Source organism: Paenibacillus sp. SER-28 (genome assembly GCF_052906305.1).
In genome coordinates, this window is the sequence record NZ_JBRECM010000002.1 from 824,076 (window position 1) to 836,189 (window position 12,114).

A 12,114-nucleotide genomic window follows, 5' to 3' on the forward strand; every position below is an offset into this window, starting at 1 on the left:
AAGATTAGGGTTTCTTTTTTGCTTTTTTTCAAGCTCTAGGGGGAGCTACGCCAATTGGGAGGAGTAAAGCGAAAAGAGATCAAATAAAAACTGCCGACGAGATCGGCAGTTTAGTTTAAAGACCTTCTGATGTATCAGGTTATTCATCGGAAGGTTATTTTGCTATGTAATTAGAATCAATAGTAGCTGCTTGAATTCAATGAACTTATGATAGCAGGCAACAGAGCAACAGCCATAATGATATAGATCACAATTACAATAGCGGCCCAAAGAAGGCCTGCTTTAGCATAGTTAGCTTTGCTCGGATTAGTCGAGCCGCTAAATGCCCACACAAACAGCATAATAAGTCCAACTACCGGTATAGCCATCAGAAGTAAACTGATCATCCACTCCTTGAATGATACAGGAGGCGGGTAAACAGGGGCTGGTCTGGATGGTGCTCCTTGCTGATTGAATTGCGGATTAAACTGGTTAGACAATTAGATCTTCTCCCTACGTGATTAGTATGTTGTGTTTCCTATATTGACCAAAACATCATACATGATATGACAATAAGCAACAAGTGAAATTCAGTAAACAGTCTAATAGTACTATCAAATGATTAAAAATAGGACTATACACCCTATTGACGAAGCAGTTTTTATATATTACTGTATTGATATTAACATTTTGTTTTTATCAATTGATTCAAATTAAAAGTTACATAGAGCATTCGTCACTTTTGAATTAAAAGCGACAAATGACCCATATATGAACAGGTAGGTGAGGCAAGTGACAGATGGATCGAAACATAATCACAGTGGCTTGACGGAAGAGGAGTTCTTAGCCCTGTATGATGCGAATGAATATGAGCGCCCATCCGTAACGGTAGATATGCTGCTATTTACGGTAATGGATCAGCTCCAACAAAATTATCGGAAGCTGCCTGAGAAGACCCTCCAGCTTCTTTTGATCCAAAGAGGGGAGCATCCCTATATAGGGCAATGGGCGTTGCCGGGTGGTTTTGTAGGTATAGATGAAAGTCTGGAAGAGGCTGCACGACGCGAGCTTAAAACGGAAACGAATGTGGATCAGATTTATATGGAGCAGCTATATACTTGGGGAGATGTGGCACGTGATCCTCGTATGCGGGTAATCAGCTGCGCTTACATGGCATTGGTGGATCACGATTCCTTGGAGGTACAGGCGGGGGATGATGCCGATGATGCCCAGTGGTTTGAGCTGGATTACAGCGTAGCTCAGGAAACGCGGACGAAGCAGCCGGAAGGTTACACATGGGAGCAAGACATTGAAATCACATTGAAGCATGGGGACATCCATCTGTCAGCCAAAGTAAAAATAACTGAAATTCTTAAGGGAAGAACTATTGAAATCAAGCGAGAGGTGCTTGAGTCACAAGGAATTGCTTTTGATCATGCCAAAATTATTGCGTACGGTATAGAGCGTCTGCGCAGCAAAATAGAATACACAGATATCGCATTTCACCTGATGCCAGCTCTATTTACACTGAGTGAGCTTCAGCAGGTGTATGAAATTATTCTAGGTAAGGAGCTGTTGGCCGCAGCCTTTCGTCGCAAAATAGCTGATCTCGTGGAAGAAACCAATGAGTATAGAAAGGCGGCTGGACATCGTCCGTCCAAGTTATACCGATTTAAGCCTCGGGCGCGTTTTATGTAGCATAAGGAATATGAAATGAGGAATCTTCATGGAAAAGTTTACATTTTTTTATCGCAGTCATTCGCCATTTTCGCAATGGTATCCTTCTGATTTTGTCGTGGATGGATTGGAGTTTAACTGTGCCGAGCAATATATGATGTTGAAAAAAGCACAGCTTTTTGGGGATGAAGAGGCGGCCCTGAAAATTATGCAAGCACCTACCCCAAGGGAGCAAAAAGCCCGTGGCCGCAGTGTGCGCGGATTTGACCAATCCTTGTGGGAGGCCAATTGCCGGCAATTTGTGTATGACGGTAATTACGCCAAGTTCACCCAAAATCCGAATTTGCTCAAGCACCTGCTTAAAACGAAAGGAACCACTCTGGTTGAGGCTAGTCCGACCGACACCATTTGGGGTGTAGGCTTAGCTGAGAGCGATGCTCGTATACGGAACCGCAAGCTATGGCGTGGCACGAACTGGCTAGGAGAAATATTGACGAATTTACGTGAGGATGTATTGCAAAAGGAGGTATAGTCATCATGAAAAATACAATGAATTCCCGGAGTAGCCGGGATGCACGATCACATATGGCGCAGGAGACACTATCCATTTTGGAGAATGGATATTACACGAATATCAAACAGGTTCAAGTAAATATGACAAAAGAGATAGGAAATGCGGTCACAGGCTCGAAGTTATATACACCTTCTCAACTGGTAGCTGTAAAGCAAGAAACAGAGCAAAGAATAAAAAGTATATTGGGGCCTTCTTCCCGCATAGAAGAACAGACGATTATTGCAAAATTGGAAATTACGGGAGAAAGCACGTTACAGGCGGCATACAGACTCCAGGTAGAGGAGAAGCTGACCCACGTGGCGTGTTTGAATTTTGCATCAGCTAAAAACCCGGGAGGTGGATTTCTCGGAGGTAGCCAGGCTCAAGAAGAAAGCTTGGCTCGTTCGTCAGCGTTATATCCTTGCATTTCACAAATGGAAGAGATGTATGGACATAATCGGAAGCTGCGGAGCTGTTTTTATTCAGATTATATGATTTATTCGCCTGAAGTTCCGGTATTTCGGGATGATCAGGGAACATTGTTGGAGAAGCCATATCAAGTCGACTTCCTGACCGCACCTGCTGTAAATGCTGGAGTTGTGCGAGAACGGGAGCCAGAGCAGGTGAATCGGATTGGGGAAGTGATGCTGGAGCGGATCCGTTACGTTCTTGGAATGGCTAAGCAAAACGGCGTAGAACATCTTGTGCTGGGAGCCTATGGTTGCGGAGTATTTCGCAATAAGCCAGAAGAGGTTGCCCTCTGGTTCAAGCAAGTGCTTGTAGATGAAGGATATGGTTTGCTGTTTGACCGGATTGTTTTTGCAGTGTTGGATCACAAAGCAGACCAACATACTTTAAACAGCTTTAAAAATGTTCTTTCTTGAAGTGAAGGCAGTGCATAAAAACTGTTTTACTATAATATCTCATGAAAAAGGAAGGTGCTGAATGAATCCATCTTCGAATATAACCTGGCATGTGTCCGATATTGATAAGCAAGCGCGTCAGCTTTTGAATGGCCATAAAAGTCCGGTGCTTTGGTTTACAGGGCTGTCTGGTTCGGGAAAATCAACGGTATCCTCCACACTTGAAAAAGCGTTATACGCACGAGGCATACACACGTTTATTTTGGATGGAGATAATGTTCGGCACGGTTTAAATCAGAATCTAGGTTTCCTGCCCGCTGACCGTAAAGAAAATATCCGCCGTATTGCCGAAGTTGCAAAGCTAATGGCACATGCGGGTGTTCTAACGATTTGCGCCACCATTTCCCCTTATCGTGAAGATCGTGAAATGGTAAAGGAGATTTTACAGCAGGAAGGTTGCTATGAGATTTATATACAGTGCAGCCTGGAGGAATGTGAGCGACGCGATCCAAAAGGAATGTACAAGAAAGCGCGTGCCGGAGAAATTCATCATTTTACGGGGATTGATGCTCCCTATGAAGCACCGCTGGAACCTGATCTAATCGTATCTACTGAAGGTCGAGAGGTAATCCAGTCGGTTCAGGATATCTTGGATTTTCTTGATAGGAAGCAGCTGCTATTATGATTTTATGATGAATTCTACATGAATATTGTCTGAAAGCCTCAATGGCAAAACTTCGAGAAGTGATCAAAGTAATCATTATAGAAAGTAAAAATGAAACATATATATTGGTAAATAAATACAGTAGTGCATATACGGCAAGCCTTAAGGGGCTTGCTTTTTTGTTTATGATTTTAAACTAATTCTAAATCCTAGATTATAATAATTATAAAAAAGTATTGATTTTTGTTTGTGCACAATTTATAGTGAAAGGCACATAGTTAACCAATTCATTCAAGAGGTGATTTCAATCATGAGTAACCAACCAACGAACCTGACTACAAGCTGGGGCGCTCCTGTTGGAGATAATCAAAATTCGATCACAGCAGGCTCACGGGGTCCCACACTAATTCAGGATGTGCATCTGCTGGAGAAGCTGGCGCATTTTAACCGGGAGCGTGTGCCGGAACGTGTCGTTCATGCAAAAGGTGCAGGGGCGCACGGATATTTTGAAGTCACTAATGATTTGTCTGCATATACAAAAGCAAGCTTCTTGTCTGAAGTGGGCAAGCGTACACCGATGTTTATCCGTTTTTCTACTGTGGCGGGTGAGCTGGGCTCGTCCGATACTGTACGCGACCCACGTGGTTTTGCGGTGAAGTTTTATACAGAAGAAGGCAACTATGATCTCGTGGGCAATAATACACCTGTGTTTTTTATTCGGGATGCCATTAAATTTCCTGACTTTATTCATACGCAAAAACGTCATCCCCAAACCCATCTGAAAAACCCGAATGCGGTCTGGGATTTCTGGTCCTTATCTCCTGAATCGCTGCATCAGGTAAGTATCCTTATGTCTGACCGCGGTATTCCAGCTACACTTAGACATATGCATGGTTTCGGTAGTCACACGTTCAAGTGGGTAAATGCCGAAGGACAGGCAGTATGGGTGAAATATCATTTTAAAACAGAGCAAGGTGTGCAAAATCTTGATGTGGATTTGGCTGCAAAAATTGCCGGTGAAAATCCGGATTATCATACAGAAGATTTGTTTAATGCCATCAAAAAAGGTGATTTTCCGGCATGGAAACTTCATGTGCAGATTATGCCCGTAGAAGATGCAGATACGTATCGCTTTGATCCATTTGATGTGACAAAAGTATGGTCTCAAAAGGATTATCCGCTGATTGAGGTTGGGCGCATGGTGCTGAATCGTAATCCTGAGAACTACTTTGCTGAGGTAGAGCAGGCGACATTCTCTCCGGGTTCATTTGTTCCTGGAATTGAAGCATCCCCGGATAAAATGCTGCAAGGACGCCTGTTTGCCTACGGCGACGCACATCGCTACCGTGTAGGTGCAAATCATAATTCGTTGCCGATCAACCGTCCGCATGCAGAAGTACACAACTACCAACGCGATGGTGCATTACGCAGTGACAGCAATGGCGGAGGATCTGTTTATTACGAGCCTAATAGTCTCGGTGGACCCAAAGAATCACCTGCGCACAAAATTGCTCCTTTTGAAGTGTCTGGCGAAGCGCAAAGCGTAGCCTACGATCATCACGATCACTACACACAGCCGGGCGACCTGTACCGCTTGCTCAGTGAAGAAGAGCGCGCACGTTTGGTCCGAAACATCGTAAATGCGATGAAACCGGTAGAAAGTGATGAAATCAAACTGCGTCAGATCGGACATTTCTACAAAGCTGATCCTGAATATGGACGTCGTGTAGCCGAAGGTTTGGGCTTGACCGTTCCTCAAGGCGAGTAGAGGTATCTGCAAACTCTAACCTGAAAGCCGTATGAATAAATAATAAAAGGATGTCCCAACACCACGTACATGGTGGATGGGACATCCTTTGTTTTTTAGAGCGATGTAAATCAGGTGCTGCTATATCCTCTGCAAGCGAGGTAAATAGATTACAAGAAACAGTGACCGTCCTAGTGCAAATACGATAAAGGATAGCCAAAGTCCGTGATTCCCATAATGGGGAACGCACCAGAAGAGAGCGATCAAAAAGCAGAGCAATGAGATCAGCATCGAATTACGGATCGGATACGTTACCGTCATTCCTGTAAACACACCGTAGAATACCAGTCCCAGCCCGGCTGCCAGCGGAAAGACCACAAGCCATCCATTATAAGGGCCTGTAAGACTAATCACTGTGGCATTATCCGTAAATAGCGAGATAAGCGGCTCTTTCAGTGCGAAATACAATCCTCCCGTCACTATGCTGGTCACCAGTGTCCAGAACCAGGACAAGTGAATAACCCTTTGCAGCATTTTACGATCCCCGGCACCCCTAGCCTGACCCGTCATAATGCTACTGGCGTTGGCGAACCCATCAAAAAAGTAAGCCATAATATAATGGATCTGCAACAAAATAGCGTTCGCCGCCAACTGATCGGTTCCAAAGCTCGCACTGCGCGCCGTAAACAGATTAAACATCGTCAGCAGACAGGCTGTACGGATCATAAGATCAAGGTTTGTTGCCATGACACTTTTCAACTCTGAGGCTCCAAACCAACCTCGCCAATTCATCTGTCCGCTTTGCTTCCATTCTCTCCAAATCGATGAGCGGAACACCAGAACTAGACCCAATATACATGCAAGAGCCTCCGCAATCAGAGTAGCGCTTGCTACACCAGTGACATTCCAATGCATCATCTGTGTAAATACAATAGCTAATACCATATTGATTACGTTCATTGAAATTTGCAAAAATAATGTAGCCTTCACACGGGATAATCCCATCAGCCAGCCAAGCAGCACATAGTTCACCAATGTAAGAGGGGCTCCCCAAATACGAATGTTAAAATAAATTGCTGCCTGTGCCGCCACATCCTGAGCCGGATGGATTAGCTGAAGAGAAGCTAGCAGAATTGGCTTTTGTAACACAATGAATACCGCACCAATGAGTAGAGCAATGGCCAGTGGGCGCATGAGAGCAGCTATGCTCTGGTCGTTATTTTGTGCCCCCGCGGCTTGTGCCGTGAAAGCTGATGTGCTGACTCGCAGGAAGCCAAACAGCCAATATAAAGTATTGAAAATAAGAGTGCCCACCGCTACACCGCCTAAATACGCGGAATGGCTCAAATGACCGATTACAGCTGTATCCACCGCACCGAGCAGCGGGGTCGTAATCGTCGAAATAATTAAAGGGATAGCTAAAGCAAGATAGGCTCGGTGGGAAGGCAACATGTTGAAAAAACCTCCAGTAATGATTGTGTATAAGGATGGCGATCCGAATGAAATAATGCTTCTTTGGGAAAATGCTCAACCACACTGCCTTCTTTCATGACCATGATTCGATCACTCATAAAGTGCACAGCCGCCAGATCATGTGAGATAAACAGATAAGCCAGTCCTAGCTCATCCTGCAAATCCTTGAGCAGATTTAAAACGGTAGCTTGTGTAGTCACATCCAAACTAGCCGTTGGCTCGTCCAATACGATAAAATCCGGCTCTGTGCTGATGGCACGTGCGATGGTTACACGCTGCTTTTCCCCACCGCTGAGCTGATGTGGAAACTTGTCCAGATAGCTGGCTGGAAGCTTTACCATATCAAGCAAATGTTCTGCTATATCCCGACGTTCTGAGGACATACCCGCCATAAAGGAAGGAACATAGTACTTAAGCTGGTCCAGTGGCTCCAGCAGGGAGTGCAGGATGGTTAGTCTGGGGTTCAAAGCCGCAGATGGATGTTGAAATACTGCACCCAGCCTGCTGCGAATCCGTTTTAATTCGCTCCGCTTTAGCCCTCGGATAGACTGTCCATCCAGTTTAAGCTCACCTTGATCAAATGGGTCCAGTGTCAAAATACAGCGAGCGAGTGTACTTTTCCCACTGCCGCTTTCCCCGACGATGCCCAGACATTCTCGGGGGGAGATCGTCAGAGCAACATCTTGCAGCACCGTTTTGCCTCCAGCGTAAGCCTTCGTCAAACCGGAGACGGTCACGACAGGATTAGACGTGTCTTGCCGCTGAGCGCAGGTGGCTTGGTTATCCATGTAAAGCGCTCCTTTCCATTGCGTTCTGTTCTTCAGTGCTGTTGTAAGGTAAACGTGCTAGAGCGCCCGGAGACAGCGGCGGAATAGCCGCCAGTAGACGACGAGTATACGGGTGGTCTGGATGGTTCAGCACCGCTTGCGTGTCACCTATTTCAACCAGTGAACCTTCGCGCATCACTGCGATTCGATCTGCATACTTGCGTACATGACGCAGGTCGTGAGTGATCCACAAGACGGAAATACCTGTCTCCATCTGGATTTGGTCAATGAGTTGGAGCACCCGATGGGCTGTGAGCGTATCCAGCGCTGTTGTAGGCTCGTCGGCAATAAGCAACTTCGGCTCCAGCAGTAGTGCAGCCGCAATAGCTGCCCGTTGCAATTGACCGCCGCTGAGCTGGAACGGATAGCTGCGGTACACACGCTCGGCGGGAAGCTGTACGCGCTCCAGCACCTCGATACAGCGCTGTTTGCGCGCCTTGCGATCTTGTTTGCCATGGGCGCGCATCAGCTCGTCCAGTTGGCTGCCTAGACGAAGAAAGGGGGTGAAAGCCCCGTGGTAGTCTTGAAAAATGTAAGATATTTCACTACCCAGCAAAGAACGTCGTTGTTTAGCGGATAGGGCTAGCAAATTATTGTCCTTCCACGCAATGATTCCTTCCGCTGTAACAGAAGAGGGGAGAAGGCCGCCGATAGCGAACGCCGTCATGCTTTTGCCGCTACCGCTTTCGCCGGCTAGAGCACACCATTCCCCCGGACGAATGGCAAGCTCCAGTTGCTCTACAATCGTTTTTACATTTGTCCGAATCGTTAAGCCTTCAATAGTCAGCATGTACAGTTCACTCCTCTGTCCAGGTTTTAACATCATAACGGTCGCGCAGTTTGTCTCCCAATACGTTCGCCAGTAGCACTGTTAGCACGACAGCTATCCCTGGAACCAGCATCAGTTGGGGAGCCATTTGAAAATACGCTCGTCCTTCATTCAACATAGTACCCCATTCGGGAATTGGCGGCTGTGGACCTAAGCCCAAAAAAGATAGGGAGGCAATCATTAAAATGATTTTGCCGATATCCAGCGTAGCCAGCACAAGAACATTCCCAATTGCATGGGGGAGAATATGCCGCATGACAATCCGCAGGGAGGAGGTACCCGCCAGTATGGATAACGAAATGTAATCCTTTTGCTTTTCTGCCAGAACGGTACTACGCACCAGACGTGCATAACCAACCCATTTTACCGCAGTCACCGCGAAAATAAGATTTACTAAGCCTGGTCCGAGCAAACCGCTCAGTACAATGGCAAAAATATAATCAGGTAATGTCATGAAGGCATCGACCACCCGCTTGAATACACGATCCATCCAGCCTCCAATAAATCCTGAAAGCAGACCAAGAGGGACCCCGACAACCAGCGAAACGGCCAAAATCAACAAACTGGTTCCGACAGTCGTCCGAAGTCCAGCTATGACTCTCGATAGTACATCTCTGCCCAAATGATCCGTTCCCAGCCAGTGCGTAGCGCTGATCGATTGTAGTCGATTCCCCATCTGGATGCGATACGGATCTTGCGGTGCAAGAAACGGAACGACTGTAATTGCTGCAAGAATGAGCAGGATGGAGAGCGACACGATCCATGTTTTGGACAATCGTGTTCTAGTGAGCTGCCCGTTTTCCGCATGTACGGATTTTATCATGATAAACGTTTCTCCTTCAAAGCGATTTCAGGATTGACCCAACGGTAGGACAGCTCTACCAAAATATTGATACATACAATGAATGCAGCCATAAATACGGTATAGCCCTGAATTATGGGGTAATCCCTTGCAGCGATGGCATCCACAATCCATTTGCCCAGCCCCGGATAGGCGAATAGCACTTCAATTACGACTGTACCTCCCAGTAGGCTGCCTATACTCTCACTGAATACCGTAATAAGCGGAACTAGACTGTGACGAAGCATGTGTCTGAAAAAAATGCGGATGGGGCTGATTCCACGCGCTTGCGCCGCTTTGATAAAGTCTTGCCCCGAGCTTTCAATCAGACTTGCGCGGATCATTCGTACATAAACGGCCGCCATTGCCAATCCCAAGGTAAGAGAAGGGAGTACCAAATGAAAAGCGGTTCCTTCACCCATAGACGGCAAAATGCGCAATTTAACTGCAAACCATTCGATAAACAAAAGCCCCAGCCAAAAGCTGGGAATCGAGGAGCCGATTAAGGCAAACACACGACTGGCTCTGTCAATCCAACGGTTACGGTAGAGCGCTGCCATCGTTCCGAGCGGGAGAGCTATCAGCAGCATAATGAACAGGGAGCCTCCGGTCAGCAGAAGTGTATAAGGCAGTTTTTCCATAAACTCTGTGAATACCGGACGATGGGTTAAATAAGATTGTCCAAAATCAAACTGAAGCAACTGCATCAGCCACTTCCCATATTGTACAGGTAATGGCTGATCAAGCCCCAGTTGGCTGCGCATATCTGCAATTTGCTGATTGGACACAGCTACATCGTCGACTCGGAGAATGCTCCGGACGGGATCGCCCGGAACAAGCTTAAGCAGACAAAAGCTCACAAAGGAAAGAATAAGAAAGAACAAAACCAGTTCAAGAAACTTTTTGGCGATGGATTTAAACATGCTAGTTCACATCCAGGTCCTGGGTCAGCAAGTAGTATTCACTTTGGCTAGTTACCCAGTTATGTACGTAATCGCGATAGGCCACTACGTTGTTAGGATGGACCAGAAAGGATTGCAGATTTTGTTGGTCAATCAGCGTGACAGCCTTCAGCGCCAGCTTGTTGCGTTGTTCCTCATTCACGGTTGTGTTCAGCTGTGAGATCATACCCGTGAGTTCTGGTACATGCACACGCCCATAATTCAGTGCTCCTTCAGGCATGTAAGCCGCATTCAGAAAATAGCTTGCATCGCCGCGCGGGACTGTAATGCTACTATAAGTTGCTAAATCCCAATCCTGATGTGCGGCGAGATATTCGTCAATATTATCAACCTGCCGGATATCAATCGTAATGCCAAGTTCTTTAGCGTTAGCCTGAATCAGCTGGGAAATGAGTGGAAGCTCCGCTCTCGACTGGTAAGTTAGCAATGTAAGATGAAGCGGCTTGCCGTCGGGGTTCGCAACTTTTCCGTTCTGCACTGTATATCCAGCTTGCTTGAAGCCTTCTCGTGCAGCATTCAAATCAAACTGTTTCGTAATATATTTCGGTGAAAAAGGAAAGTCGGACAAGAACGGGCCTTGAGCAGGGGTTCCCTGACCAGACATGATACCACTAGCAATCTCATCCCGGTTGATCAGGTTATCGAATGCTTTACGCACAGCCGTCTTTTTCAGATCGTTATTGTTCATATTGTAAATCAGTTGATGCGTTCGCAAACTAGGAAGCGAGTCTACCTTAACAGTAGAATCAGCTTTCAATAGCTCCAAGCTTTCAATTGGCGGGCGATACACAATATCAGCTGTTTTGGCTTGAAAAGCAAGCTGACGCGCATTGGCGTCTTCGTTAAACATGAATTTGGCATGTTTCAACTTTACTTCACCGTTCCAATATTGTTCATGGCGATCTAAATTCAGTTCACTTCCAGCACGGAAGCTGGCAACCTTGAACGGTCCCGTCCCTGATGGGAGGTCACCTGTAGCTGTGGTGTCTATAATAGCCGTATTCGGATGAACCAGCTCAGACACAAATTCTGGGAAAGGCTTGTCTGTCGTAATGTTCAAAATTTGTCTATCCGCATGAATATCACGGATATGCAGCGCATTTTTGACCGATGGATTGAGCTTTAGCGCTCTTTCCAAAGAGGCTTTGACAGCAGCGGCATTGACGGCTTTACCGCTGTGGAAGTTCACACCTGGTCGGATGTTGAAGGTCCAGTGCTGTCCGTCCTTGCTGTCCCATTTCTCTGCAAGCCAAGCTTCCAGCTTAAGATCCTTGTTCACTTTGATCAGTGTTTCACTTACTCCAGCACGAACAGCTGTGTAATTTACATCTGAATGAGGGTCTATAGAAGGGCTTTGCACGTTAAACAATAAGGTGACACTTTTATCTTGTGGTGCAGCAGATGGAGAGGGTGAAGCTGACGGAGATGAAGCGCAGGCTGCCATCATCACCGCCATTACCGCAGGTATAAATAGTTTAAAATACGAACGCTTAAACAACAGGGAGTCCTCCTTAATAGTAATCGTAATTTTTACGCTTTAATTTATAAACCATATCGTAACCAAATGAAGGAGCTTTGTAAATATGTAATTGATGAATGTGTATGTAAATTCATATGAAAAAAAGGCTGCATAACCAATAGTGAGATGGTTAGCAGCCTTTAAGTATATTTAGATATGTTTAATTTGGAATGGCTAAAA

The 12,114-nt window shown here is 46.0% G+C and carries 12 protein-coding genes; 5 read left to right on the top strand and 7 right to left on the bottom strand.

Translation table 11 applies throughout. From position 1 onward, the window contains the following. Window positions 1–176 precede the first annotated feature (176 nt). Window positions 177–479 (bottom strand): hypothetical protein, encoded by a 303-nt coding sequence (locus ACUYLD_RS09315; protein WP_254347401.1) that lies wholly within the window; start codon window positions 477–479, stop codon window positions 177–179. Between the two features lie 292 nt (window positions 480–771). Here ACUYLD_RS09315 and ACUYLD_RS09320 point away from each other — a divergent pair, with 292 nt between their 5' ends. From ACUYLD_RS09320 to katA, 5 genes are all read left to right on the top strand, one after another. Further along, on the top strand, window positions 772–1,677 hold the full coding sequence (locus tag ACUYLD_RS09320; RefSeq protein ID WP_250261253.1) for an NUDIX hydrolase: 906 nt from the start codon (window positions 772–774) through the stop codon (window positions 1,675–1,677). Window positions 1,678–1,705: 28 nt separating this feature from the next. After that, the gene (locus ACUYLD_RS09325; protein WP_250238945.1) at window positions 1,706–2,188 is read left to right on the top strand and encodes an NADAR family protein; all 483 of its coding nucleotides are present in this window, start codon (window positions 1,706–1,708) and stop codon (window positions 2,186–2,188) included. A gap of 5 nt (window positions 2,189–2,193) precedes the next feature. Then, window positions 2,194–3,093 carry a TIGR02452 family protein gene (locus ACUYLD_RS09330; RefSeq protein WP_250261254.1) on the top strand — a complete coding sequence of 300 codons (900 nt, stop codon included), beginning with the start codon at window positions 2,194–2,196 and terminating at the stop codon, window positions 3,091–3,093. Between the two features lie 61 nt (window positions 3,094–3,154). Next, window positions 3,155–3,757 (top strand): adenylyl-sulfate kinase, encoded by a 603-nt coding sequence (gene cysC / locus ACUYLD_RS09335; protein ID WP_061828305.1) that lies wholly within the window; start codon window positions 3,155–3,157, stop codon window positions 3,755–3,757. Window positions 3,758–4,046: 289 nt separating this feature from the next. Beyond that, window positions 4,047–5,504: a catalase KatA gene (gene katA / locus ACUYLD_RS09340; RefSeq protein WP_165176889.1), complete on the top strand. Its 1,458-nt coding sequence runs from the start codon at window positions 4,047–4,049 to the stop codon at window positions 5,502–5,504. Between the two features lie 120 nt (window positions 5,505–5,624). On the opposite strand, the gene ACUYLD_RS09345 is transcribed toward katA, so the two are convergent. The 6 genes from ACUYLD_RS09345 to nikA are packed head-to-tail and all read right to left on the bottom strand — an operon-like array spanning window position 5,625 to window position 11,913. After that, entirely contained in the window at window positions 5,625–6,935 is a 1,311-nt protein-coding gene (locus ACUYLD_RS09345; protein WP_250261255.1) for an MATE family efflux transporter, read from the bottom strand. Then, the gene (locus ACUYLD_RS09350) at window positions 6,902–7,744 is read right to left on the bottom strand and encodes an ABC transporter ATP-binding protein (protein WP_250261256.1); all 843 of its coding nucleotides are present in this window, start codon (window positions 7,742–7,744) and stop codon (window positions 6,902–6,904) included. Before ACUYLD_RS09350 ends, ACUYLD_RS09345 begins: the two co-directional genes overlap by 34 nt. Next, window positions 7,737–8,573 (bottom strand): ATP-binding cassette domain-containing protein, encoded by an 837-nt coding sequence (locus ACUYLD_RS09355; RefSeq protein ID WP_446674853.1) that lies wholly within the window; start codon window positions 8,571–8,573, stop codon window positions 7,737–7,739. The genes ACUYLD_RS09350 and ACUYLD_RS09355 overlap by 8 nt, the downstream gene beginning before the upstream one ends. 7 nt (window positions 8,574–8,580) lie before the next feature. Further along, window positions 8,581–9,435, bottom strand: coding sequence for a nickel transporter permease (gene nikC / locus ACUYLD_RS09360; RefSeq protein ID WP_446674854.1), 855 nt, complete (start codon window positions 9,433–9,435; stop codon window positions 8,581–8,583). Next, the gene (nikB, locus tag ACUYLD_RS09365; protein WP_446674855.1) at window positions 9,432–10,376 is read right to left on the bottom strand and encodes a nickel ABC transporter permease; all 945 of its coding nucleotides are present in this window, start codon (window positions 10,374–10,376) and stop codon (window positions 9,432–9,434) included. Before nikB ends, nikC begins: the two co-directional genes overlap by 4 nt. A gap of 1 nt (window position 10,377) precedes the next feature. After that, a complete protein-coding gene (nikA, locus tag ACUYLD_RS09370; protein WP_446674856.1) occupies window positions 10,378–11,913 on the bottom strand; it encodes a nickel ABC transporter substrate-binding protein in 1,536 nt (511 codons plus the stop codon). Window positions 11,914–12,114 lie beyond the last annotated feature (201 nt).

Excerpts from the sequence above, each read along its gene's own strand:
- ACUYLD_RS09350 (WP_250261256.1), bottom strand. The coding sequence starts at position 7,744 with ATGGATAACCAAGCCACCTGCGCTCAGCGGCAAGACACGTCTAATCCT.
- ACUYLD_RS09330 (WP_250261254.1), top strand. The coding sequence starts at position 2,194 with ATGAAAAATACAATGAATTCCCGGAGTAGCCGGGATGCACGATCACAT.
- katA (WP_165176889.1), top strand. The coding sequence starts at position 4,047 with ATGAGTAACCAACCAACGAACCTGACTACAAGCTGGGGCGCTCCTGTT.
- ACUYLD_RS09355 (WP_446674853.1), bottom strand. The coding sequence starts at position 8,573 with ATGCTGACTATTGAAGGCTTAACGATTCGGACAAATGTAAAAACGATT.
- nikB (WP_446674855.1), bottom strand. The coding sequence starts at position 10,376 with ATGTTTAAATCCATCGCCAAAAAGTTTCTTGAACTGGTTTTGTTCTTT.
- cysC (WP_061828305.1), top strand. The coding sequence starts at position 3,155 with ATGAATCCATCTTCGAATATAACCTGGCATGTGTCCGATATTGATAAG.
- ACUYLD_RS09325 (WP_250238945.1), top strand. The coding sequence starts at position 1,706 with ATGGAAAAGTTTACATTTTTTTATCGCAGTCATTCGCCATTTTCGCAA.
- nikC (WP_446674854.1), bottom strand. The coding sequence starts at position 9,435 with ATGATAAAATCCGTACATGCGGAAAACGGGCAGCTCACTAGAACACGA.
- ACUYLD_RS09345 (WP_250261255.1), bottom strand. The coding sequence starts at position 6,935 with ATGTTGCCTTCCCACCGAGCCTATCTTGCTTTAGCTATCCCTTTAATT.